This is a genomic window from Cyanobacterium sp. T60_A2020_053, from assembly GCA_015272165.1.
Classification (GTDB): Bacteria; Cyanobacteriota; Cyanobacteriia; order Cyanobacteriales; family Cyanobacteriaceae; genus Cyanobacterium.
This window is the reverse complement of the sequence record JACYMF010000105.1, coordinates 40,237-63,465: the sequence shown is the minus strand read 5'-3', so window position 1 is coordinate 63,465 and position 23,229 is coordinate 40,237. Positions and strand designations below refer to the sequence as shown.

The following is a 23,229-nucleotide window of genomic DNA, read 5'->3' as shown; positions in this document are numbered from 1 at the left end:
TTCTCTATTGCCATTTTAATTCATTTTTGCTCTCTATATTGGTTTGTAAGCTAGTTTGCATTTAATAATTTTTATCACTCAAAAGTCTTGTTTCTGTTATGGATTAGTTTGATGGGAATCAAAATGTTTTGCTATTAGACCTCTTCAATAATTATTGTAGTGTAATACCTTCGCCCAAAAAAAAACCAGAAAAATAATAAAAAAGAGAACATAACAACAGATGGCACAATGATATGTGATAGTGAATTATATAGTCAAGAGAATATTCAATTAATGGGTAAAACGAAATGGATAACAAGAGTACCATTAACGATAAAAAAAGCTCAAGAATTAATAAGAAAAAGAGAAGAATCAGGAAACATTGAGGGGGCTATTTTGTCGTGCAAAAAAAATAGAGATTAGAGAGAATTGTCAGTGGATAGAGACATAAACTGGCAATCATTTTCACTCAAATGATTACTAATAGGGTGTTCTCTTTATGTACTATGATTTATTACTAAATGAAGTGCTGAAGGTAGGTTGTATGGGGTGAAGGGCGCCCTCCACCATTCCAGAAGATTAACTTTTAGTGAATATTTAAAGTAAGATAAATGATACAGGAAATTGATTTTATTATCGGCGGATAAGTTAATCAAATTTTTGCTGAAAATAAGAGAAATTATAAATACAATCAAATCTATGAAGCTAAGACATAATTGCTTAAAAGACCTTTTAAAAATCCCCGAATATTTAAGTAAAAATAAAATAGCATTTTGCTCTTTAGAAATAGAATTACCGGACTGGTTCTTAAAATTTAGTAAATTATTTCCCTATCAAATAGGTTTACAAATTAGACGAGAATATCGTCATATTGCCATGGGGCTAAGAGCATTCCAATTCAAAGATATTGATTCAGTTTTTATATTTGAATTTTATAATCAACATTGCTTATTCTTACTTCCTCTATTGTTATTAAGAGGTAAATTAACCTTTTTGTGTATTCATGGAAATCAGCAATTTGCTATGAATAGTAAAATTAAATATTTAGGTTTTATTTATTTAAAAATATATCTACAATTACTTAAAAATTTAAAAGTAGTTCTCCTAGAAATTGATGATAATGTTATTCCTGAGAAATATAGATTTCCTAACCATTGTAAATATTTAATGCCCCTTCCCATCATTAGTGAAATTACACCAAGACTAAAGTTAGGAGAAAGATTATCAGGGAATAACGTTATCAAAATTGGGGTAGTCGGCATGATTCGCCCCGATAAACCAATCGCCCTTATCCTCCATAAAATACAAGAATATATCGCTCAAAGTAATCACCAATGTGAATTAATTATCGGCACACCCATAAATCAAAAACCTGTTTATTTAGATGGAATAAAGGGTACTTTTTTAGATACCACTAGGCAAGAAGACTATTTGAAAGTGTTACAACAAATAGATATATTAATCATTTACTATGACAAAGAGCGTTATTTTTACCGTGCTAGTGGAGTAATTAGCGATGCAGCTTCGGCTGGTTATTATATCATCGCTTCTGATTATCCTGTCATTCATCATCAACTTAATTATCCTGCGAAGATTGGCTACAATTTCTCTGAATTTGAAGAAATACCTCAATTAATTGATCAAACCATTGAAAATATAAAAAATCATGGACAGGATAACCATTGGCAGTGGAGAAAAGGTAGAACAGCAGAGTCAATTGCTCCTATATTTGAGAAGTCTTTTTATTTATCCAGCGCCCTCCACCATTAAATCTCTTTATCTTGTGATAGATAAACAGATTTGAAAAAATTTCACCTGAAAGTAGTACAATAATAAGTACAAAAATCAAGCTAGAATCAAAATGAAAACACTAAATACCAGTACAGCTAGAGCTAATTTATTTGGTTTAGTGCAACGGGTAAACCAAGACCATATACCAGTGATTATTACCAGTAAAAATGGTGATGCAGTGTTACTATCAAAGGAAGATTGGGATAGCTTACAAGAAACTCTTTACTTGCAATCTATTCCAGGCTTAGTAGAATCCGTAAAACAAGCAGAATCAGAAAATGATTGGGTATCAGAAGAGGAATTTTTGAAGGTATTAGATGGTGTGGAAAATTGAGTTCAGTCGTAAGGCTTTGAAAGATGCTAAGAAAATAAAATTAGCTAACCTCGACAGTAACCTTAAACAATTACTTCAGATATTAAAAGAAAATCCCTATCAGCCACCATACGAAAAATTATCGGGAAATCTTACGGGTTATTATTCAAGGCGGATTAATATTAAGCATCGTCTAGTTTATGCCATTGATGAAAACAATAGAAAAGTTAAAGTTGTTTCTGTTTGGTCACATTATGAGTAAGAAAATCTTTATTAACCCAGCGCCCTCCACCAATAAACCCTCCATCGGTAGTTTTATCAATCAGGTTTTTATCATTGCTTACAAAGAAAATACCGATTTATTAGAAAAAACGCTACGAGATCAAGGTTTTCAATGTGAAATTTTACGACAACCTCCTTTGAATGAAACCAACAAGAATTATTCTCCTAGTTATTTGTGTTTGCTCAATCACAAGGGCGCTTGGCAGAGAATTATTAACATTAATAAACCCTGTTTAATTATTGAGGCGGATTTTGTGCCAGTTATCAATATGGATCAACTACCTTTAGCATTCCCTCAAAATGAGGAAAAATTAGGTATTAACTGGCTTTATACCTGCGCCCCTCAAGTGTATTCCGTATCTTCAGATATGTATGCCCAAGGCTTTTCTACCTCAATGGTAGCTTATATTATTTCCCCTCAAAGTGCAAAATACTTGATAGATTTAGCAGAGGAAATTAAAGAAAAGTATGGGGAAGAAAATTATTCATCTTGGGATGGTGAAGTTGATAGTTACTTAAGAAACAGAGGATTAAAAAATTATATTCCCTTTCGTTGCTACGGTGAACATGGAGGAAAACCCAATTTAGAACATAAAAAAAATGGTTTGAGCTTAAAACATCGAGCCGATATACTCTATAGTAAATTAGCTTTTATGCCTGACTATGCTTCTAATGCGAAATATCCCTTTTTAACTTTAGTTCAGGAAAGATTTTATGGACGTATAAAAGGTATTGGTCGCTTTTTATTCGGTAAATTTATTCGTTTACCAGTATTAAAAAAATCTTCTGTGCCTTGGCGCATTCTATGGTTTTGCGTTAGTAAATATGTCTTATTTTAGAATTAGTCCAGAAAAAAAATTAGTTCTTTCACCTTGAGTATTGAGTATGATAAATTACTGAGGTTTGAAGATAAACTCAACACTATCCCATCATTTGATATTTAGTTAATTATGATAGATTTTACCGTTGCCATCTGTACTTATAACGGAGCAAAAAGAGTTCCAGATGTACTCAAAAAACTCAAACAGCAAGTTGAAACCGAAGATATTAACTGGGAGATAATAGTTATTGACAATAATAGTAACGATAATACTGCTGAAGTAATAAAAAAATACCAAAATAATTGGAATTTATCTTATCCCATTAAATATTATTTAGAAACCAGACAAGGATTAGCTTATGCAAGGCAAAAAGCGGTCGAAGAAGCAAAAGGAACTTTAATTGGTTTTCTCGACGACGATAACTTACCAAACCAAAATTGGGTCAAAGAGGCTTATCTCTTTGGTCAAAGATACCCTAAAGCAGGTGCTTATGGTAGTAGGATAAAAGGAGAATATGAAATAGAGCCACCACCCCATTTTAATAAAATAAGTAGATTTTTTGCCATTGGCGGTTCTGATAAAATAATTTGCTATACATCCGATAATTATAAATACTCCCATAAAAGAGTGTTGCCATCGGGCGCTGGAATCGTTGTTAATAAACAAGCATGGTTAGATAGTGTTCCTCAAAATCTATTTTTGCAAGGTCGAGTAACTGGACTTCAACTACCGGGGGATGATTTAGAAGCATTCTTATATTTAAGAAAACAGGGTTGGGAAATTTGGCATAACCCAGCAATGGAAATCAATCATAAAATCCCCAAAAAACGTTTAGAAAAAGACTACATTATTAATTTAATGAGGGGATGTGGTTTAAGTAGATACTACACTCGAATGTTAAGCTGGAAAGTATGGCAACGCCCTTTTATTCTTCCTCTTTACGCAATTAATGATTTAAGAAAAATTATGATTCACTTTTTTGAGTATGGAAAACTATCTGAAACAGATATTGTTTTGACAGCAGAAAGAAAATTTTTGTTAAGTTCATTAATTAGCCCTTTTTATTTTTGGAAACATCAAATTTTCAGGAGATGAATGTTAATAATGCCTATTATTTCCGTAATTATACCAGTTTACAATGGTGAAAAGACCATACAGGAGACCATTAAATCTGTACTTGAACAAACATTTACTGACTTTGAATTAATTATTATTAATGATGGTTCAACTGATTCTACCCTAGTAAAAATTGCTCAACTTAAAGATGATAGAATGAAAGTATTATCTTTTCCTAATAAAGGTTTAGCTACCAGTCGCAACCGTGGAATTACTAATTCTCAGGGTGATTATTTAGCTTTTATCGATGCCGATGATCTGTGGACAAAAGATAAATTAGAGTTACAATTAAAAGCATTACAAGGAAATGAAGAAGCCGTTTTAGCTTACAGTTGGACAGATTATATTGACGAAGATAGTCGATTTTCCCGTTCTGGTTTACACTCAACATTTAGTGGCAATGTATATGAGAAATTATTGATAGGAAATTTTCTGGAGAGTGGTTCTAATCCTTTAATAAGAAAAAAAGTATTTACTAAAATTGGTAATTTTGATGAATCTTTCCCCGGTGTAGAAGACTGGGATTTATATTTACGCACAGCAAAAAAATATCATTTTATATGTGTTCCTTCTTCACAAGTTTTATATCGAATTTCTTCTAATTCCATGTCCACAAACATAGCAAAAATGGAAAAATTTGGCTTATCAGTAATTCAAAAAAACTTTGCCGAGACTTCTCCTTCATTAAAACCATTGAAAAAAGCTACATTAGCTGACTTTTATATGTATCTCACCCTTAAATCAGTAGAAGGAAAACCAAGTTTTTAAAAAAGTTTGAATGGATTAAAGTATTTTTTTGTTTTATTACAAAAAGAACCACTAATTATCAAAAAAAGGCAACGTTTGACTTCAATTTTATTGTTTAAACTATTAGTGGGCTTATTTCTACCTGCTTCGTTTGCAGAAAAATTATTAAATTGGGCTAAAAATACTACAATAAATCGATAATAGATAAGAAATAGTGTTAATTTTTTTGGAAAAGATAAAATGATGTTTTTGGAAAAAATGATTTGTCTATACGGCAAACTTAAATTAAAGTTTAATCAATATCTAATTGAACTAGAAGAAAAAAGCTCACAAATATTCGATGATGATTTGCCTACAGTAGCTGATCTTGGGGGTATCGGAAAAGGTTCTACCCAAATACTGCCTGGTTTTGGGAGGGTAAAAGTTGTCACAGTTAATTTATTTGATCAGGCAGATATACAAGATGACGTTACTTCATTATTAGCAGTTAAAACCATAGAGAATTACCTTACTTGGGAAACAACTTTAGCCGGATTAGAACAAACTTATTATGAAGTCTGGGAAAAAACGAATAAAAAAAATCCTCGAAGTCAATACTACCCCTTAAATTCAAGTCAGCAAAGACAATGGGCGGTTAACGTTGATTCATACAGTTGGAATTTAAGATTAATCAAGCAAGGATACTGGCGAGAGGGTTTACAGGGAATGTTAGAAAATAATTGGCAGATAATTGCTAAAGAAACAACTGCTAGACTTCTGGAAAAGAGATTTTTTATTAAGTAATTTCTATGAAATCTACTCTTTCAAACCCAGCGCCCTCCATCCCATCCAGAGAATGTTGGTTGGGTAAGGAAACCCAACCTAAACCAGCGACAATTAATCAATTAGCGCATTTAACAAAACATCAGTCAAAGACATATTTTGCATATCCTCAAGGGTAACAGTATCAACGATGTCATATTTAGCGCCCGCCGACTCCAACAAATCATCTAATGCTTTAAAATACTCCGTAGCCCTTTTATCCTTGCCAACTTGAATAAAAGAAATACCTAACTCCTCATCCCGATCAATTTTTTCCGTAGCTTCCATGATAATGCGGATAATTTCCTTCGGCTCATCAGGGATACCATCAGTAATAATTAACATAGTTTCGCCACTTTTTGCCTCTCCCCTAGCCTTGCGCAGGAAATAATTATCTAAAGCATCCTCTAAAACGCTTCTCAAATCCGATTTTCCCATGGGTTCATTGTGGGCATAAATCTGCTCAATTTTACTGGCAGTCATGTTATCATAACGTTTAAAACGCCCTGAATAGAGATAAATCGTAATGCCATCCGGATCAATTTCTTCACATTTTTTAGCCAAGGCAATGGTGGATTCTTGAGCAATTTCCCACCTCGTTTTACCCTGCCCATCATCAGCATTTAAACTACTACTTTTATCGATGATTAAAGTATAATCACGATTCATCACCAAACTATTATTATCAGTATTCATCAGTATTAATTCCTAAAATTTCTGCCTACTCAGAATCATAGCGAAAAAAAAAGAAGCTAAATTGTAAATTGTTATTGCAAATCTGGGGAAAATCCTTAAATTTAAGCTAGAACGGACTTACAAGGTTAACTTAAATATAGAAAATTATTAGGATTAAAACAATGGATCAAGAAAAAAAATATCGCATGGTTTGTACCCTCAGCTTTGGGGATATTTACGCTCAAATTATCATTTGGCTAATCGTTATTTTTGTTAGTTTAGCAAGTACCCTAGCCCTGTGGAGTAGCACCCGTCAAATTTATGCTTTTGCCACCGTTGGCATCGTTTTAGTGTTATCTTTACCCTTCCTTCTCTTCGCTTTTGTCACTACTTTATTTAATCACATTGAATTTGTGCCTATGGAAGAAGTAGAAAATAATCGGGGGCGTAATCGAGAAAAAATGATGACTTCTAAACCAGCACAAGCCATTTAACAAAATTATATAGTAATGGGTTGAATAATATTCAACCCCTACGGCGTTTTCACTTCTCCAAAAATGCAGACAGGGTGACTGTTTCACCGTGCAATAATCTTTATATCTGCTTCTTCTTCCAAGATTTAGATTTTTGGTTCGACTTTGAAAATCCCCTGCTTAAACTTTTACGATTCAACTTCCACCGGTGCGAAAACTTTTAATTTGTGGGGAATTACTTTAAATTTTGCAGGGGTGATGGTAGTAATTTCCCCATCAGTGTTAATGCTGTAAGATTTACGGGTATGTACTTCAAATTCTTGCCCTTCTAAAGTCCTCACCCATTGTAACTGATGCTGTCTTCCTTCTGGTAAATGCCAAATTAAAGGAAAAATTTGCCACCAGTGTTTTAACTCTAAGCTATATAAATCTAATTTTTGGTCATCAATAGCAGCATTTTCTGCAACAGCCATGCCACCGCCATAATAGCGCCCGTTACCCACCGCAATTTGAATGGTTTTAAAGCTAGGTAAAGATTCCCCGTCAACTACCACAGTAGCAGTAAAAGGACGAGTAGAAGCTAATACCTGTAAAGCAGTTATGCCATAAGCTAAAACTCCCCAACGTCTCTTTAAACCCTTAGATAGTTTTTCGGTAATATCCACACTCAAACCAATACTAGCCACGTTAAAAAAATATTTACCGTTAACTAATCCTAAATCAATACACTTGAGATGACCATTAATAATAACATCACAAGCATCCTTAATATTAGTGGGTATTCCTAAAGTCCGAGCCAGATCATTGGCAGTGCCAAAGGGTAAAATACCTAAAGGTAAATTAGTTTCTACTAAACTATCCACCACGGCATTAAGAGTGCCATCTCCGCCACCAACAATGACTAAATCAATGCGAGAATGGTATTCTGTGATTACAGTCTTTAATTCTTGAATACTTTGAAGGGGTTTAACGATTAACTCAAAACCATGGGAGTAAAAATGTTCTACTGCCATGGGAAATAGTTTTTTGCCGTTACGAGAATGAGTATTGATCAATAACAAGGCTTTTTTTCCCACAGCGCCCTTCACCCCCTAATGATTTTGGACATAGTTAACTAAAGCACGTAAGCCAAGACGGTAACTATCCAGCCCAAAACCGCTAATTTGACCAATGGCCACGGGCGCTATATAAGAATGATGACGAAAATCTTCTCGCCGATAGATATTACTAATGTGAACCTCCACCGTAGGGAGATTCACCCCAGCTAAGGCATCTCGAATGGCAATACTGGTATGGGTATAAGCACCAGCATTAATCAAAATTCCCTGAGCATAACCCCTTGCTTGATGAATAAGATCGACCAATTCTCCTTCGTGGTTAGACTGATGGGCAAAAATCGTTGCCCCTAGGGTTAGACTATCGTTGACTAAAGTCTCATTAAGATCAGCTAAGGTATATTTACCGTAAATATCTGTTTCTCTAGTACCCAATAGGTTGAGATTTGGTCCATGTAATACTAGAATTTTTGATCTAGTATCCATTTGATCGGTTTCTACCATGTTTTCCACAGTTATTAACGATAGCGACGATCATTAACTGGAATAGGAATTAACTCAGGTTCAGGTTCGGCGGAAGGTCCAGCCAATGCCTCAATTAACTTTTGAGTCCACTCTTTGATTTTTTCGATGATTTTCTCTATTTGACCCATTAATAAAGAAGACTCCTTTTGATTGTTTTTAATCTTTACAATCCATCATAACTGTTCATATTCGGAAATGCAACTATTCAAAAGAATAGAAAACGAAGAATGTAGAAGTAATTGTTGTCTAAATTCTAACTTTTCTTGCCCTTTTGACACTATTTAGGTGAGTTGATCGACAAATCGAGCAAATTTATCTAAACCTTTTTCGATAGTTGCCATGTCAGTGGCGTAGGAAAAACGAATACATTTATCTTCTCCAAAAGCAATACCCGGAATGGTAGCAACTTGTTCTTCTTGGAGTAGTTTTTGGCAAAAATCAAGGGAATTTAAACCTGTGGCACTAATGTCCACAAAAAGATAAAATGCGCCGTCAGGGAGAGGGGCGCTGATTTGAGGTATAGCTTTAATTTTGTTGTACATTACTTCTCGGCGCACGCCGAAGGCTTTGAGCATTTCGCTGACGCATTCTTGGGAAGATTCCAGCGCACTTATGCCCCCATATTGAGCAAAAGTACAGACATTAGAGGTACTATGTCCTTGTATTTTAATCATAGCTTTGGTAATTTCAAGTGGTGCAGCTACATAACCTAAACGCCATCCCGTCATGGAGTATGCTTTAGCAAAACCATTACTAATAATAGTACGTTTAAAGATTTCTTCATTAACCGCACCGATACTTAAATGAGTGGCGCCGTCATAGAGAATTTTTTCGTAAATTTCATCGGATACTACTAAAATATCATGGTCAATAATCACTTGCGCGAGGGCTTTAATTTCTTCAGGAGTGTAAACAGCGCCCGTCGGATTAGAAGGAGAATTAAGTACAAATAATTTAGTTTGGGGAGTGATGGCGGATTTTAATTGTTCAGGAGTGATTTTGTACTGGTTGAGGGCGCTGGTAGGCACAATCACTGATTTTCCTGCGGCGAGTGTTACCATTTCGGGATAACTTAACCAATAAGGGGAAGGGATAATTACCTCGTCACCCGGTTCAATCAATGCCATGATTAAATTATAAAGAGAATGTTTTCCCCCGTTGGTGACAATAATATTTTCAGGTTGATAGCTAAGGTTATTATATTCCTTCAGTTTACGAGCAATAGCTTCTCTTAACTTTAATTCCCCTGCGGCAGCACCGTATTTAGTTTTACCTTCATCAAGGGCTTTTTTAGCTGCTTCTTTAATATGAATGGGGGTGTCAAAATCAGGCTCACCAGCACTAAAACTACAAACATCAAGACCTTCAGCCTTCATGGCTTTGGCGCGCGCCGTAATGGTTAAAGTAATGGATTCATTGACCTGAGCAATTCTCTGGGCTAATTTAATCATATCTTGCTATCAAATATTATTTTCTCACTATTTTAATTAGTAATTACCAGAGAAAACTCTAATTTTAACAATAAGTCAAGAAGTCAATACTTAGGCGTTGATAAAAAAGTATTTTGGGTGTCGGTGATGAGACATCTCCAAAAATTACTTTTCCTTAGCTTGTAGGGGTTGAATAATATTCAACCCTTACCGGATTCAGCCCTGAAAATAGCTCTAATAGAAGAAATCCAATAATTCTAAGGTTTTATTGTCTTGTTGACCATCAAAAAACTTAGCCAAAACCTCCTCAAAAACAGGAGACGAGTCAGAAATAAGGTTAAAAAGAGTCATAGATGACTGTAGTTTTTTATTGTCAGGAAAACCAAAGATACTGTCTGCGGATGTTTCTTCAATGTCTAATAAAATTTGACTACATTCTTTGAGTCTGCTTCCTAAGCAGGGCGTTTTCATTCTCAAAAATGTTAGTTTCTCAAACTAGCCAATAATCTGAAATTCAGAGGTTTTTAACTACTAATAAATCAATTAATAGTAAAAAATCCTCCTGTCTCCCTGAATCTCCCCCCTTTTTAAGGGGGGTTGGGGGGGATCATCCTTATATTGTCTTCTTGTCAAAAACAAATCAATTTTGATCCTGACTTTGAAAATCCCCTGCTTCCTAAGATGGCATGATCTAAATATGCTTCGGCTTCAAAGGGGAATTTACCCCTTATTTTTTTGCCTGTCTAGGGTGGGCGCTTAATAATGTTAAACAGATTTTAATAATTTAGTGATAAGATGCCTCGAATATTTTTTCTCGCCCCAGCGCCCTCCAATTACCCATTATCAATTATCAATTATCAATTGTTTAATGGGGTTCACCAAATAAAATAACCGAGCGCCGCAGTTTTTTGATAGTCTGAGTTGTGACATCACTAACGGATAAACCTCCAGCCGTGCGTCTTCTAACTGAACGCAATACAACTAAATCAAAATCATATTTATTAGCAGTATGAATGATCGCCTCTGCTGTATCTTCATAACGAAGAGTTTTGATGATAATTTCCACCTTTTCAGAAATTTGAGTAATAGCGCCCCTCAAGGCAGTTTGAAATAAAGTAATTTCATTTTTAGTGGCTTTTCGGTTGTGAATGTGCAAAAGAGTTACACTGCCATGGTTACTATCAGCAAAAATAGAAGCAAAATGGATCGTTTTAATAGTTTTTAGATCAATATTTTTAACCGGCACAAGAATACGGCGAATATTACTGGGTTCATCCAATAACTTCATCACTGCCACGGGGCAATGGGAAGACCAAAACACGTTATCAATCAAATTACCAAATAAACGAGCCTGAATAGTAGTAATAGGAGTCCAACCCATGACAATTAGACTAGCGTTATTTTCTCTTGCCGTGCGACTGATACCCTCCGCCACGTCATCATCAATACGCACCACAGGTTTTGAGGTAATGGCAAACTCTTCGCTATATCTCAGCGCCCTTGCCATTAATTTATCACTTTGGTTCATTTCTTCATCCAACTCCGGTTCATCCATGTGAACATGAGCCTTAGCCACCGACAGAGGAATAATCATCCCCGACTCATAACGGGCTAACATGGCTCCCATTTCAATCAAAAACTTTTCCGTATTAGGATTATTAATCGGCACAACTACGGTAAAAGGATGATTAATCAGAGAATCCTCACCAATAAAATTCTTCTCCTCATCGTTGAGGGGAAGATCAGTTGCTTTTGTAGTAGGTTTTTCAGGAAACGGAATAAGGGAAGGGCGCAGTTTGGGAGCAAATTTACCCGTTAAAATTGGTCCAGCCAAAGAAGTAGCCAACATTAATACAATTACCGCATTAAAAACCGAATCAGAAAGTAATCCAGCCTTAACACCAGCTAAAGTCGCCGCCAAAGTTGCTGCTACCTGTGGTAAAGATAAAGACCACATGGTCAAACATTGATCCCAATCATAACGAAACACATATTTAGAAGCTAAGGCCGCTAAAAATTTCCCAACAAATAAACCGACCACAATGGCAACAGTTAATAAGAAATCTTCGCTTAAAGTGGTGATAAAACTAGAAACATTCAACAATAAACCCATGGAAACGAAAAAACAGGGAATAAATAACGTACTACCCACAAACTCAATTTTTTCCTTAACAGGACCATTTCCCACCACATCATTAACAGCTAACCCAGCCAGAAAAGCGCCCACAATAATATCAATATTAATCACCTGAGCGCCCACCGACGCAAGAAAAACCGCTAAAAGAACAAATAAAAACTGGTTACTCTGCTCATCCCCCGTACGACGAAAATACTCTTTTCCCACCCGATCAAATCCATATAACACCACCACCGCATAAATAGCTAAACTTAACAACTGAATTACTAAACTAGCTAAAGAAAAATCACCACCGTGAATAGAAATACAAATGGCTAATACTAACAAAGCAGCAGTATCAGTAACAATAGTCGCACCGATGGTAACCACTACTGCTTCATTACCTACCACTCCCAAACGATTAACGATAGGATAACCCAACAGAGTATGAGAAGCTAAGAGAGAGCCAATTAACACCGAAGCATTTAAACCTATACCAAAACTTAATCCTAAAGCAGTGCCAATAATCAGGGGAAAAATGAAAGTAAAAACCCCAAATAAAAAAGATCGATTACGACTACGACGAAAATCTTCCAGATCAATTTCTAAACCAGCCACAAACATTAAATAAATTTTGCCAATATCCGCCAAGAGTTTTACTGACTCATTATTAGCCTCTAATAAGCCTAAACCATCAGTACCAAATACTACCCCAGCCACCAGCAAACCAACTAAACCGGGTAACTTAATTTTTTCAAAGATAGGCGGTACAGTGAGAATGATTAATAATAAGATGGTGAAGGTAATAACGGGACTACTGGGAATTGAAGATAATAAGTTTTCCATGAACCTCTTTAAATGGACAACAGTCAAATTGATCAATAATCTAACATTTATTAACCACTTCAATTGCAGAGGATTTTCCAAGTCGAATCAAACATATCAATTTTAGAAGGGGAAGCAGAGTCAAAAGTAATATAAAGTTCGGATAATTAGGGTTTGCTGAAAAAGTATTTTGGTGAGGGGAGGTATCAGGCTTCAGGTGTCAGGTTTCAGGTAGAATGCTGATAAATTAAAGACTTTAGCATAACTGAATACTGTGATAAATTTTGAGCTTTTATTAAAAATTGTCGATTAGTGACCAGAAAATACAGTATTTTCTCTTAAAAACCCCTATTTTTGGCACTTTTTTGGGTTTTTATGATGCTAAAAATGTTTATTTGACAAGATTTTTGATTTATTCAGCAACACCTAATTAAAAACAGCGCCCTCCACCGTAGCTTGAGAGAGACTGGTGTTAGTCAAATTAGTATTAATGAGATTAGCATAACTAAGGTCAGCGCCCATCACATTAGCCAAAGCCAAACTAGCCGATTGCAAATTACAGTAACGAAGATTTGCCCCTTCCAGATAAGCGCCCGTCAAATCAGCGCCATTGAGACGAGAATAACTCAAATTAGCCTCACTCAAATCAGTATCGGTCAAATCAGCGCCTCTCAAATTAGCATACTTTAAATTAGCACTACTTAGCTTTAGCCCACTCAAATTAGCGCCCGTCAAATCAGCACCGGCAAAATCCGTTAACAAATTCAACTCCGCAATATTTGCCAACTCGACAAAATTATCTTGATTAGCTTGATAAATTAACTGTAAAGTATCTTTTAAATTTTGGTGGAGGGCGCTGGTTAAAGTATCAGAATTATGATTAACTTCCCTGTCAGTAGTAGCAAAAATTACCTCACTAACAAAAGGATTTAACCTCGTTTGATAGATAAACTTAGCCAACTTTCTTTCTAAAATGCCATGTTTATTCGGGGTAATATCGTGACGCCATAACCCCTCAATATCGCTCAGATAGACGTGCGCTGGTTTACAAGTCAATGTTACTCCAAGACGAAAATCTTCTGCATTAGTTATCTTCACCACCCCCAAAGCAACATCAGTTAAATCATCCTGTAAAAACTTTTGGTTAGGTAAATGACGAATTTCCCAATGAGGCAAACGAGATAAAGGATTATTAACCCTTTTGATGAAAGATGAATCCAAATCTTTAACCGCCACCAAACTCACATCCTGCAAATCTAATCCCAATGTCAGCGCCCGTAACCCCAAGCGCATCTTCCCCGTTAGAATACTTATCTCAGGTTGTGCCAAACTAACATTAAGACGTAATTCAAACTGCTGACTGTCGAGAGGAATCATCTTTAAATCCATCGATACACACTCAGGGCAGTGATTTTCTAACTTTAATAAAGGGCAGTCTAACATCGTCTTAATTTAGTAGTAAAAAATATCTCTTCTGATACGTTTATGCAGAATAAAACGGCATATACCGTAATAAACTGCAATAGCATTTGAGTAAAATACTCAAAAGGAGGTATCCCTCAAAGCCTTAAAAAATATTTTTAAGACACTTATGTTATCTGATTTAACAGACTGCTTCACCCACGGAAGCGTTAATAGTATTACTATCCTATTTTTGTAAGGTACTTCCCCAAAAGGGGCAACCAAAATCTCCCTTTATCGTACATCAAATATTACTTTTCTGAAACCGAAATCGAATACTTTCACAAACTTTTTATTTATTTGTCCTTTTATGTCATTTTATATCCGTTTATATAGAAAATCTAAGATTTAGTAAATATCTCTTTCACCATATCACCGTTTTTCAAAAAACCTTATTTCATAACAAAATTTTACGCAATGAAATGTTATCATATTAATGAAACTTAACAAAGAGTTTTAGCAATAAATAACCACAAAAGGAAAAAATCATGGCAAATAACAAACCGACCACAACCCCCAATATGGAAGACCCTAAATTTGGTTTTAACCTTTATTCCGAAAAATTAAACGGTAGAGCCGCAATGATGGGCTTTATCATCACTCTCGCCATTGAATATACTACCGGACAAGGATTACTTTCTTGGTTAGGTTTAATGTAATGACTCATTAGTTTCCTTGACAATCACCCGTTTAATCAAATATGATGAAGGGTGATTTTTTTGTGCTGTAAAGGTGTCAGGTATCAGGTGTTAGGTATTAGGTGAAAGAATTGACAAAAAATATATCTTAATTCGGGTCTGCTGAATAAATCAAAACCCTTGTCAAATAAAGGTTTAAAGTCTATTACACATAAAAAAAAGTGTCATAAATTGACTTTTTTCTCTAAAAATACTCTATTTTTTCCATCCGAATCAAAAATAATTGATACAAATGAGCAATTTATAAAAAGTAACTATTTGGCTAAAGTCTTTAATTTATCAGCATTCTACCTGAAACCTGACACCTGAAGCCTGATACCTCCCCTCACCAAAATACTTTTTCAGCAACCCCTAATTCATTTCGTCGGTTCAACTTTTTGCTCGAATTATATCATCGTCTGAAAATTACACCTGAAACCTGCAACCTGCAACCTGAAACCTGCCCTTATCAGGCATTCTTGCATCCAACTGAGGTATTATTGTCAGAAAGCCAAGCGCCCGTCGTCTCAGGCACAATGGGGGTAATTAAATCAAGAATAGCTTGGGCATAAGCGCCGATTTCTGACTGCGCCCCGGCGCCCCTCCTCAAAGCAATAAAATTTAACAAAGCCTGAAGAGAAACAGTCCAAACCCAAGAAGTATAAACAGAAGGAACTAAAACCCCCCTAGCTTGTTCCCTACCTACTCCTAACTGTAATAATTGACTATAGGCTTCATAACTAGCCTGACACTGCTTTTCATAAATAGAAATCGCTAATTGATTTTCGGAGGGCGCTAAACTACCCTCCGTAGCCTGTTTATTATTGCTTGATTGCTGTCTGAAATTTTGGGGAATATAAAACTCATTACTATCGTCTATCGATACATAACGAAAACTTTTTTCATTCCAGCCTAACTGCTCATCATTGTGGTTACTAGCGATGACGTGTTTCCACCACTGACGGCAAATGTAGAGGGGCGCTTTTACCTTAAACTTAAACACCACCCCCCGAAAAGGGCTAGTATGTTCATGTTTGATCAAATACTTGATTAGCTTAATATCTTTTTCCTCTAACGCCGAAGAAACCTTGTCAAAAGAAGCCCTTGCATCATTAACAATACTTAAATCATTGCCTAAAGAATCAATTAACTCGATTCTACTCTTGCCATCATTTAAAGGGTCTCGATAATTCATTATAATTCCTCAATTTATCCCAGTTGCTTTTTTTTCTAACTACAATAGTTTTTTCTTCTTCTTGTTTTAATTCTTGCGCTCTTGCTATGATTTTGTTTTGACGTTCTTCCGGCATTTTTGCCATTATTTCTTCTAGTGTTATAGCCATTATTTTTCCACTAAAGTTCATTCAAATATTTTTTATAGCGAGAATCAGCTTTTTTAATCAATTTTTTATAAAACATTTTTTGACTTATACCTGATTTATCACCACCCACTAACAGAATAGCATTTCTTTGAGGATCAAACGCAAAAGCTATTCGCCAAACACCATTATCAGCATTGAATCTAATTTCTTTCATATTACTGTGTTTTGAGCCTTCCAATGTATCTACTAATGGTCTTCCTAGTCGTGGTCCTTTTTCTTGAAGGCGATTAGCAATAGCTAATAGTTCATTTTGTACATCTTGACTAAATTCATCAAATTCTGGCATGAAGTCATCGTGAAATAATATTTGCCAATTCATAGATTAAAATATAAAACTAATATCAAGTTCGTTTGATCACTTATAAATTAATTAAAATAATCTTAGTTCAATTTATTGAACGTAATTCCGTTGGTTCCGTGTAATTCATTACACGGTGGGTAAAGTGCGAAGCTAGAATCTCTTTGTAACTAATTATCCGAACTTGATATTAACGGTTTAACTGTTGGTTCTTGCTTTTTGCTTATCCTTACCAGTTAACTTAGATGTGCGCCTAGCTTAACGATTATCACCATCACCCTGTAAAGTTTGATTTTGCTTTCTTTGTAATAATTTGTCAATGTTTTGCTCCATCACCTCTTCAGGATTTAAGCCCAACTCATCACATAACCTTGCCCAATACCATAACACGTCGCCCAATTCCTTCGTTAATTTTTCCTTTGCTATATCTAGGCTAGTATCTTGACGGATATATTTTTTCACCACGCCACTAACTTCCCCCGATTCACTCGCTAAACCTAGAGTTAAATATTCTAAAAACCTTGCCGAAGGATAAATGGCTGTTTCTCTCGTTAACTGGAGATATTCTTGGATATTCATAAATTTTTTGACGAAAAAATCGACTATATAGGCAAAATGTCACAGAATTATTAACTGACGTTACGCACTGATTCAAATGTTACGTTAAGGGAGGTTTCAGGTAGCAGGTAGCAGGTTTCAGGTTTAAAACCCTTCCCTCAATAGACTCTTGTACAACAAAAAGATCAATAAACATAAGTTTCTTGTCAATTCTTTAACCTAATACCTGACACCCGACACCTGACACCTGACACCAACAATTAATTCTATATTTTGCGTAACATCAGTTATTAATATACCAAAAAAGGGCAAAGGTTTAAAAAGGGCAAAAAGCAAAGGTAAATTTAGCTTGAATTACCGTGTTTCTTTGCTTATGTCTCAAAAGACGAGGTTTTAAACTTTTTATTTTTCGATAAGATGAATAAGTAGTAAAAAGAACAAAAAATAGGAGTATTCTATTTTGGAACGTCAAAATGCAAACATTTCCTCCGTAATTGCCGCCATCGTGACGGCTTTTATCGTTTTTGTGGGGCTTAATTCCTTTGTGATTATTAATCCCGGACAAACAGGAGTATTAAGTATTCTCGGTAAAGCTCAAGATGGACCACTTTTGGAGGGAATCCATTTTAAACCTCCCGTGATTTCCAATGTGGATATTTACGATGTTACCGTACAAAAATTTGAAGTACCAGCGCAAAGTTCTACCAAAGATTTACAGAATTTATCGGCGAGTTTTGCCATTAACTTCCGTCTCGATCCCATTCAAGTGGTTGATATTAGGAGAACTCAGGGAACTTTACAAAATATTGTCGCCAAAATTATTGCTCCTCAAACCCAAGAATCTTTTAAAATTGCGGCTGCAAGGCGCACGGTGGAAGAAGCCATCACTCAACGCAGTGAGTTGAAACAAGATTTTGATGATGCTTTAACTTCTCGACTGGATAAATACGGTATTATTGTACTAGATACCAGTGTGGTTGATTTAAACTTCTCTCCTGAGTTTGCCAAAGCGGTGGAAGATAAGCAAATTGCCGAACAAAGGGCGCAAAGAGCTGTATATGTAGCGAGGGAAGCTGAACAGGAAGCTCAAACGGACATTAACCGAGCCAAAGGTAGGGCAGAAGCTCAAAGGCTTTTGGCGGAAACTCTCAAGGCTCAAGGTGGTACTTTAGTTCTACAAAAAGAAGCTATCGAGGCATGGCGCACGGGAGGCTCTCAAGTGCCGAAGGTGTTAGTTATTAATGGTGGGGATTCTGGTAATAGTCTTCCTTTCTTGTTTAATCTTGAGGATGTCAATAAGTAGAGGAAGGGAAAAGGGCAAAGGGCAAAGGGCAAAGGGCAAACGTTTGATTTATTTACCTAATTGGGGAAGGGGAGACAGGGAGAAGGGGAAACTGAGACAAGATTATCATTCATAATTCATAATTCATAATTCATAATTCATTATGCGTATAGTTTTTTTTGGCACTCCTGATTTTGCGGTGGTGACGCTTCAAGAGTTATTGAATGATAATCACCATGAAGTCTTGGGAGTAGTGACTCAACCTGATAAGCGCCGGGGAAGGGGTAATAAAATGATTCCTTCTCCTGTGAAAACGGTGGCACTAGCTCATAATTTGTCTGTGTGGCAACCAGCGCGCCTCAAACGAGATTTAAACACTCTGGACATATTACAACAATTAGAAGCGGATGTTTTTGTGGTGGTGGCTTATGGACAAATTTTGTCACCTCAAATACTACAAATGCCGAAATATGGTTGTATTAATGTTCATGGCTCGATTTTACCTGCTTATCGAGGCGCGGCGCCCATCCAATGGAGTATTTATCACGGTGAGGCGGAAACGGGAGTGACTACCATGTTAATGGATAAGGGTATGGATACGGGCGCTATGTTATTAAAAGCCACTACTCCCATCACTTTATTTGATAATGCTGATAGTTTAGGGGCAAGGTTGGCGGTGGTGGGCGCTGGGTTACTTTTAGAAACTCTGGCAAAGTTACCAGAAATTACTCCCATTCCTCAAGATGATAGTTTAGCTACTTATGCCCGTTTAATCACTAAAGATGATTATGTCATTGATTGGTCAAAATCGGCTTTGGCAATTCATCAACAAATTTCTGCTTTTTATCCTAATGGTGTTACCTCATGGCGCACTCAACCGCTCAAAATTACTCAATCTTTACCCCTTTCTGAGATAGTTAATATTAATTTACCGCCCCATTTAGAAAAATTATCTGCTTATCTTCAAGGTATGGAGTCTTGGCGGGGGAAAATGGGGGAAGTGGTGAAAATTATTAAAAATATCGGTATGGTAGTGGCGACGGGCGCTGGATTATTATTAATTTTAGAAGTGCAACCAGCCGGTAAAAAAACACAATCCGCATGGAGTTTTGCTAACGGTAATCGTTTGGAAATAGGTGAAATTATGAACTAGGGTTTGCCGAAAAAATATTTTGGTGAGAGGAGGTGTCAGGCTTCGGGTGTCAGGTTTCAGGTGAAATGTTTATAAATTATCTATCATTAATTATCAATTATCCATTGTCCATTATTCATTCCCCTAATCCTTTAACTGTAAATTAGCGCGACTCTCACAAGCAAAACCATCCACATACCACTGTTGCAAATCCACATCAGATAATGGAATTATATTATTACAAACAGGATTGACAAATTGCCCCAGCCATGCCCAAGCTACCGTGCGAATGACATCGAGAATAGTTTTAACAATATTCTCATGATTGGCAGGAATACCGTCAAATTCGGGGATACCTTCCACTGTTACCGCAAAGCCTTGACTGAGTAGGGCAATTTTTGCCATTAATTTAGCACGGGGAAAATGAGTATCGGAAGTAATTACAAAGACGTGTTTTTTTTGCCATTTTTTTAGTAAAGAAATAGAGAAAAAAAAGTTATCAAATGTAGAATTAGCGCACTTCTCCAACCAAACATTATCAATGCTTACCTTTTCTTTATCAAAGATTAATAAAATGCAAGGCTCTTGAGAACCCTGAGAAATAATAATCGGTATTTGAGGATGATTTTTTCTTATTTTACTAACATAAATCTCCCTTGTAATACTTCCCCCTAATACCAAATAAATATCGATGGGATCATGGAAATATTGCCAAGATTTGAGGAAATGATTAATTAAACTAAAGCTATTAATACCACTAATAAAGAGAATTATCCAAACACATAACTTCAAAATTGATTTTATAAAAAACTGGTCTTGCTTAAAAAACATTGATGATAATTTCTATAAATAAAAAAGTTTTTCTAGTAATTATTTATGATATGATAATAGCTGATGGTGCGGAAAAAATGAGGAAAATTTACGATTCTGTACCAGCCATAAAAGCACATTTCTAATGGTCAGATAATTTAATGTTACAAGAAGTATTACATCCCTCGATTGATTTCAGCATTGAAACGGTTTTCATTTTAATTATTCTAGTGGGTTTAGAAGCAGTATTGTCGGCAGATAATGCCATAGCTTTGGCATCTATCGCCCAAGGTTTACAAACCGAAAAAGAACAAAAGTACGCCCTAAATGTTGGTTTAGTCTTCGCCTACATTCTCCGAATTACTCTAATTATCACTGCTACATGGGTAATTAAGTTTTGGCAATTTTCCGTAGCAGGTGGCTTATATTTACTCTGGTTAACATTTCGTTATTATACCAATTCTAAATCAGAAGAAGGAGAAGAAAATCACTCTAGTTTAAATTTAAAAGGGCTTTGGCAAGCGATTCCCATGATTGCCGTCACCGACTTAGCTTTTTCTCTCGATAGTGTCACCACTGCCATCGCTGTAGCAGATGAAATTTGGTTGATTATCGCTGGTGGTACAATTGGAGTAATTGCTTTAAGATTTTTAGCTGGTTTATTTATCCGCTGGATTGAAGAATATACTCACCTTGAAGATGCCGGTTTCATTACTGTTGGTTTGGTGGGCGCTAGATTAATTTTAAAGGTAGCAATGCCAGATTTTGTCCCTCCAGAGTGGGTGATGATTATTACCATTCTTGCTATTTTTACTTGGGGTTTTTCTGCTAAAAATACTGAAGAAACTTCAACAACCAACAGCTAAATTAATTACTTTTAAATTTAATACTTATTTAATTGTTAAAGTCTATTTATAGCCATTAATTTTGGATAAAATTAAGGTATGAAATTACTCTTAATTAATCGTGGCACAAAACAAACAACAGAAAAAAGGTTGGGGATGGATAATTTTTCCTCTGGTTATTATAGGAGGAGGGGCGCTGGGTTTCTATTATGGAAAAAGTAAATTACTGGGAGAAAAATTAACTCCTTTCAGTGGTTTAGAAATCCTTCCTCCCAGCGCCCCTCTCACCGCTTTTATCAACACTGATTCAGCAAATTGGCAACAACTATCATAATTTGAATTAGCTAGTAACAGAGAAGATTGGCTGGAATTACCATCAGAAATTGACCCGAAGAATAACGATATTAACTATCAACAAGAAATCGAACCTTGGTTAGGGGGAATGATGATTACCATGTTACCCGGTGGTGAAACAGGTTTAGATTATAAACCTGTTTTTATTGGCGGTATTAAAAATAAATTAAAGGCTAAAAACTTTTTCGATAAATTAAGAAAGGAGGGCGCTAGTCAAGTTGTAGAAACAAAACATCTTGATGTTACTTTATATCAAATAACTTCTGCTGACAATACTTCTTATTGGTTAACATTTTTTGATAACTATTTAGTCGTAGGAGAGAGTGAATTTGGTGTTCAGCAAATTATCACAACATATAAAACAAAAAACTCTCTAGCAAAACAAAAAAAATTGAGTCCAGGCATTATCAAAAAATTACAAACACCCGATCCATTTGTGCAAATTCACTTGCTTGACTATCGGGAAATATTGGTTAATATTGCTAGAAACTCAGTTGGTTTGAATGAAAATGATATTCCTGAAACTCCTATTAATTCAGCTATAATCAATGTGAATATTGAAAATCATGGCTTAAATTTTCGCACGTTAATTAATCTCAATCAACCCTATATAGATATTAAAACTTCTAGTAATAACTTAGTTAAAAAAATTCCCGATGACACTATTTTTATGATTGAAGGTATTGGCATTGATAAACTATGGCAAGAAATAGAAAATAATGGAGAGACAATTCCTGAATTATCTCCTGAAATTGAACAAATAAAGTCATTCCTGAAAACTGTGTTAAACTTAGATTTAAGTAACGATGTTTTTAGCTGGTTAGACGGGGAATTTATCTTTAGTTTATCCCTTGATGAAAATAACCCTTTTGCTGATACGGGAATTAGAGGAAAACTAATTGTAGAAACCAGTGATAAAAACTTAGCAGAAAAAACAATTAAGCGTTTAGAAAATATTGCAAAATCAATTTCTTTATTGGAAATTAATCAAACTAATATCGAAGGAATAGATGTCACGACATTGCAGACTTTTAATCGGGAAATAATGTCTTACGGTTGAGAAAATGATCAATCTTTATTATTGAATTTTAGTGAAAATACTAACTTAATAAATACTTCCAGTAGCAGTAATTCTTTAGCTGAAAGTGCTACTTTTAAATTAACAACAGCAACTTTGCCTAAAAACAACTATGGTTATGTTTATTTTGACTTACAAAAAAGTGTTAATTTGATGATAGACATTAACCCCAGCATTTTTGATGACTTAGATAACGATACTGAGAAACTATTACAATCAATAATAGCAATAGCAATGACTTCGATAACGACGAATTCTAGCACTATCCAAGTTGATGTTAATGTCGCTTTATCAAAAAAAATGAACTAATTAAAGTCTGCGGAATAATTCAAAACCCGTGAAAAACAAAAGAATTAAACATATTACAAACACGACAAAGTGTAAAAATGGCTTTATTCTTTAA

At 35.4% G+C, this 23,229-nt stretch carries 26 protein-coding genes and 1 pseudogene; 15 read left to right on the top strand and 12 right to left on the bottom strand.

Translation table 11 applies throughout. The features are described 5' to 3' along the window. The first annotated feature begins 678 nt into the window (after nt 1-678). The 7 genes and pseudogenes from IGQ45_13955 to IGQ45_13925 all read left to right on the top strand — a co-directional run bounded on the left by IGQ45_13955 (nt 679) and on the right by IGQ45_13925 (nt 5,832). Nucleotides 679-1,749, top strand: coding sequence for a glycosyltransferase family 1 protein (locus IGQ45_13955; protein MBF2058280.1), 1,071 nt, complete (start codon nt 679-681; stop codon nt 1,747-1,749). Nucleotides 1,750-1,840: 91 nt separating this feature from the next. Continuing rightward, on the top strand, nt 1,841-2,104 hold the full coding sequence (locus IGQ45_13950; GenBank protein MBF2058279.1) for a type II toxin-antitoxin system Phd/YefM family antitoxin: 264 nt from the start codon (nt 1,841-1,843) through the stop codon (nt 2,102-2,104). Further along, on the top strand, nt 2,088-2,345 hold the full coding sequence (locus IGQ45_13945) for a Txe/YoeB family addiction module toxin (protein ID MBF2058278.1): 258 nt from the start codon (nt 2,088-2,090) through the stop codon (nt 2,343-2,345). Before IGQ45_13950 ends, IGQ45_13945 begins: the two co-directional genes overlap by 17 nt. Then, entirely contained in the window at nt 2,338-3,204 is an 867-nt protein-coding gene (locus IGQ45_13940) for an LPS biosynthesis glycosyltransferase (GenBank protein ID MBF2058277.1), read from the top strand. The genes IGQ45_13945 and IGQ45_13940 overlap by 8 nt, the downstream gene beginning before the upstream one ends. Nucleotides 3,205-3,315: 111 nt before the next feature. Continuing rightward, on the top strand, nt 3,316-4,281 hold the full coding sequence (locus tag IGQ45_13935; GenBank protein MBF2058276.1) for a glycosyltransferase family 2 protein: 966 nt from the start codon (nt 3,316-3,318) through the stop codon (nt 4,279-4,281). A gap of 9 nt (nt 4,282-4,290) precedes the next feature. Next, nucleotides 4,291-5,250: pseudogene (locus IGQ45_13930) on the top strand (glycosyltransferase). A gap of 39 nt (nt 5,251-5,289) precedes the next feature. Then, nucleotides 5,290-5,832 carry a hypothetical protein gene (locus IGQ45_13925; GenBank protein ID MBF2058275.1) on the top strand — a complete coding sequence of 181 codons (543 nt, stop codon included), beginning with the start codon at nt 5,290-5,292 and terminating at the stop codon, nt 5,830-5,832. A 93-nt stretch (nt 5,833-5,925) separates the two neighbouring features. Here IGQ45_13925 and IGQ45_13920 read toward each other — a convergent pair whose 3' ends face one another. Next, nucleotides 5,926-6,546 (bottom strand): hypothetical protein, encoded by a 621-nt coding sequence (locus IGQ45_13920; GenBank protein MBF2058274.1) that lies wholly within the window; start codon nt 6,544-6,546, stop codon nt 5,926-5,928. Nucleotides 6,547-6,707: 161 nt separating this feature from the next. Between IGQ45_13920 and IGQ45_13915 the strand changes: the two genes are divergently transcribed. Continuing rightward, nucleotides 6,708-7,019: a hypothetical protein gene (locus IGQ45_13915; GenBank protein ID MBF2058273.1), complete on the top strand. Its 312-nt coding sequence runs from the start codon at nt 6,708-6,710 to the stop codon at nt 7,017-7,019. 167 nt (nt 7,020-7,186) lie between these two features. On the opposite strand, the gene IGQ45_13910 is transcribed toward IGQ45_13915, so the two are convergent. From IGQ45_13910 to IGQ45_13885, 6 genes are all read right to left on the bottom strand, one after another. Continuing rightward, complete coding sequence (locus tag IGQ45_13910; protein ID MBF2058272.1) at nt 7,187-8,074, bottom strand: lipid kinase; 888 nt, start codon at nt 8,072-8,074, stop codon at nt 7,187-7,189. Nucleotides 8,075-8,089: 15 nt separating this feature from the next. Beyond that, nucleotides 8,090-8,539 (bottom strand): type II 3-dehydroquinate dehydratase, encoded by a 450-nt coding sequence (aroQ, locus tag IGQ45_13905; GenBank protein MBF2058271.1) that lies wholly within the window; start codon nt 8,537-8,539, stop codon nt 8,090-8,092. A 320-nt stretch (nt 8,540-8,859) separates the two neighbouring features. After that, nucleotides 8,860-10,026, bottom strand: a complete 1,167-nt coding sequence (locus tag IGQ45_13900; GenBank protein MBF2058270.1) for a pyridoxal phosphate-dependent aminotransferase — start codon at nt 10,024-10,026, stop codon at nt 8,860-8,862. Between the two features lie 216 nt (nt 10,027-10,242). After that, nucleotides 10,243-10,479 (bottom strand): DUF1810 family protein, encoded by a 237-nt coding sequence (locus tag IGQ45_13895; protein MBF2058269.1) that lies wholly within the window; start codon nt 10,477-10,479, stop codon nt 10,243-10,245. A 394-nt stretch (nt 10,480-10,873) separates the two neighbouring features. Further along, on the bottom strand, nt 10,874-12,970 hold the full coding sequence (locus tag IGQ45_13890) for a cation:proton antiporter (GenBank protein ID MBF2058268.1): 2,097 nt from the start codon (nt 12,968-12,970) through the stop codon (nt 10,874-10,876). A 405-nt stretch (nt 12,971-13,375) separates the two neighbouring features. Next, complete coding sequence (locus tag IGQ45_13885; GenBank protein ID MBF2058267.1) at nt 13,376-14,392, bottom strand: pentapeptide repeat-containing protein; 1,017 nt, start codon at nt 14,390-14,392, stop codon at nt 13,376-13,378. A gap of 506 nt (nt 14,393-14,898) precedes the next feature. Between IGQ45_13885 and IGQ45_13880 the strand changes: the two genes are divergently transcribed. Continuing rightward, entirely contained in the window at nt 14,899-15,069 is a 171-nt protein-coding gene (locus IGQ45_13880) for a hypothetical protein (GenBank protein MBF2058266.1), read from the top strand. 487 nt (nt 15,070-15,556) lie between these two features. On the opposite strand, the gene thyX is transcribed toward IGQ45_13880, so the two are convergent. The 4 genes from thyX to IGQ45_13860 form a co-directional block, all read right to left on the bottom strand. Then, complete coding sequence (gene thyX, locus IGQ45_13875; GenBank protein MBF2058265.1) at nt 15,557-16,282, bottom strand: FAD-dependent thymidylate synthase; 726 nt, start codon at nt 16,280-16,282, stop codon at nt 15,557-15,559. Next, nucleotides 16,257-16,430: a hypothetical protein gene (locus IGQ45_13870; GenBank protein ID MBF2058264.1), complete on the bottom strand. Its 174-nt coding sequence runs from the start codon at nt 16,428-16,430 to the stop codon at nt 16,257-16,259. The genes thyX and IGQ45_13870 overlap by 26 nt, the downstream gene beginning before the upstream one ends. A 10-nt stretch (nt 16,431-16,440) precedes the next feature. Continuing rightward, nucleotides 16,441-16,788 carry a type II toxin-antitoxin system RelE/ParE family toxin gene (locus IGQ45_13865; GenBank protein MBF2058263.1) on the bottom strand — a complete coding sequence of 116 codons (348 nt, stop codon included), beginning with the start codon at nt 16,786-16,788 and terminating at the stop codon, nt 16,441-16,443. A 237-nt stretch (nt 16,789-17,025) separates the two neighbouring features. Beyond that, on the bottom strand, nt 17,026-17,346 hold the full coding sequence (locus tag IGQ45_13860) for a nucleoside triphosphate pyrophosphohydrolase family protein (GenBank protein MBF2058262.1): 321 nt from the start codon (nt 17,344-17,346) through the stop codon (nt 17,026-17,028). A 439-nt stretch (nt 17,347-17,785) separates the two neighbouring features. Between IGQ45_13860 and IGQ45_13855 the strand changes: the two genes are divergently transcribed. Continuing rightward, the gene (locus tag IGQ45_13855; GenBank protein ID MBF2058261.1) at nt 17,786-18,628 is read left to right on the top strand and encodes a prohibitin family protein; all 843 of its coding nucleotides are present in this window, start codon (nt 17,786-17,788) and stop codon (nt 18,626-18,628) included. Between the two features lie 142 nt (nt 18,629-18,770). Beyond that, complete coding sequence (locus IGQ45_13850; GenBank protein MBF2058260.1) at nt 18,771-19,760, top strand: methionyl-tRNA formyltransferase; 990 nt, start codon at nt 18,771-18,773, stop codon at nt 19,758-19,760. Nucleotides 19,761-19,883: 123 nt separating this feature from the next. Here the strand turns inward: IGQ45_13850 and IGQ45_13845 are convergent, their stop codons facing one another. Next, entirely contained in the window at nt 19,884-20,570 is a 687-nt protein-coding gene (locus tag IGQ45_13845; GenBank protein ID MBF2058259.1) for a YdcF family protein, read from the bottom strand. Between the two features lie 140 nt (nt 20,571-20,710). Between IGQ45_13845 and IGQ45_13840 the strand changes: the two genes are divergently transcribed. The 4 genes from IGQ45_13840 (at nt 20,711) to IGQ45_13825 (ending at nt 23,135) form a co-directional block, all read left to right on the top strand. Beyond that, nucleotides 20,711-21,415 carry a DUF475 domain-containing protein gene (locus tag IGQ45_13840; GenBank protein ID MBF2058258.1) on the top strand — a complete coding sequence of 235 codons (705 nt, stop codon included), beginning with the start codon at nt 20,711-20,713 and terminating at the stop codon, nt 21,413-21,415. A 100-nt stretch (nt 21,416-21,515) separates the two neighbouring features. Beyond that, on the top strand, nt 21,516-21,728 hold the full coding sequence (locus IGQ45_13835) for a hypothetical protein (GenBank protein MBF2058257.1): 213 nt from the start codon (nt 21,516-21,518) through the stop codon (nt 21,726-21,728). A gap of 30 nt (nt 21,729-21,758) precedes the next feature. Continuing rightward, complete coding sequence (locus IGQ45_13830; GenBank protein ID MBF2058256.1) at nt 21,759-22,808, top strand: DUF3352 domain-containing protein; 1,050 nt, start codon at nt 21,759-21,761, stop codon at nt 22,806-22,808. Nucleotides 22,809-22,829: 21 nt separating this feature from the next. Beyond that, nucleotides 22,830-23,135, top strand: a complete 306-nt coding sequence (locus IGQ45_13825; protein ID MBF2058255.1) for a DUF3352 domain-containing protein — start codon at nt 22,830-22,832, stop codon at nt 23,133-23,135. Nucleotides 23,136-23,229: the final 94 nt, after the last annotated feature.

Excerpts from the sequence above, each read along its gene's own strand:
- thyX (MBF2058265.1), bottom strand. The coding sequence starts at position 16,282 with ATGAATTATCGAGACCCTTTAAATGATGGCAAGAGTAGAATCGAGTTA.
- IGQ45_13915 (MBF2058273.1), top strand. The coding sequence starts at position 6,708 with ATGGATCAAGAAAAAAAATATCGCATGGTTTGTACCCTCAGCTTTGGG.
- IGQ45_13880 (MBF2058266.1), top strand. The coding sequence starts at position 14,899 with ATGGCAAATAACAAACCGACCACAACCCCCAATATGGAAGACCCTAAA.
- IGQ45_13950 (MBF2058279.1), top strand. The coding sequence starts at position 1,841 with ATGAAAACACTAAATACCAGTACAGCTAGAGCTAATTTATTTGGTTTA.
- IGQ45_13895 (MBF2058269.1), bottom strand. The coding sequence starts at position 10,479 with ATGAAAACGCCCTGCTTAGGAAGCAGACTCAAAGAATGTAGTCAAATT.
- IGQ45_13940 (MBF2058277.1), top strand. The coding sequence starts at position 2,338 with ATGAGTAAGAAAATCTTTATTAACCCAGCGCCCTCCACCAATAAACCC.
- IGQ45_13865 (MBF2058263.1), bottom strand. The coding sequence starts at position 16,788 with ATGAATTGGCAAATATTATTTCACGATGACTTCATGCCAGAATTTGAT.
- aroQ (MBF2058271.1), bottom strand. The coding sequence starts at position 8,539 with ATGGATACTAGATCAAAAATTCTAGTATTACATGGACCAAATCTCAAC.
- IGQ45_13860 (MBF2058262.1), bottom strand. The coding sequence starts at position 17,346 with ATGAATATCCAAGAATATCTCCAGTTAACGAGAGAAACAGCCATTTAT.
- IGQ45_13890 (MBF2058268.1), bottom strand. The coding sequence starts at position 12,970 with ATGGAAAACTTATTATCTTCAATTCCCAGTAGTCCCGTTATTACCTTC.
- IGQ45_13885 (MBF2058267.1), bottom strand. The coding sequence starts at position 14,392 with ATGTTAGACTGCCCTTTATTAAAGTTAGAAAATCACTGCCCTGAGTGT.
- IGQ45_13955 (MBF2058280.1), top strand. The coding sequence starts at position 679 with ATGAAGCTAAGACATAATTGCTTAAAAGACCTTTTAAAAATCCCCGAA.
- IGQ45_13945 (MBF2058278.1), top strand. The coding sequence starts at position 2,088 with ATGGTGTGGAAAATTGAGTTCAGTCGTAAGGCTTTGAAAGATGCTAAG.
- IGQ45_13935 (MBF2058276.1), top strand. The coding sequence starts at position 3,316 with ATGATAGATTTTACCGTTGCCATCTGTACTTATAACGGAGCAAAAAGA.
- IGQ45_13870 (MBF2058264.1), bottom strand. The coding sequence starts at position 16,430 with ATGGCTATAACACTAGAAGAAATAATGGCAAAAATGCCGGAAGAACGT.
- IGQ45_13840 (MBF2058258.1), top strand. The coding sequence starts at position 20,711 with ATGTTACAAGAAGTATTACATCCCTCGATTGATTTCAGCATTGAAACG.
- IGQ45_13925 (MBF2058275.1), top strand. The coding sequence starts at position 5,290 with ATGATGTTTTTGGAAAAAATGATTTGTCTATACGGCAAACTTAAATTA.
- IGQ45_13850 (MBF2058260.1), top strand. The coding sequence starts at position 18,771 with ATGCGTATAGTTTTTTTTGGCACTCCTGATTTTGCGGTGGTGACGCTT.
- IGQ45_13920 (MBF2058274.1), bottom strand. The coding sequence starts at position 6,546 with ATGAATACTGATAATAATAGTTTGGTGATGAATCGTGATTATACTTTA.
- IGQ45_13845 (MBF2058259.1), bottom strand. The coding sequence starts at position 20,570 with ATGTTTTTTAAGCAAGACCAGTTTTTTATAAAATCAATTTTGAAGTTA.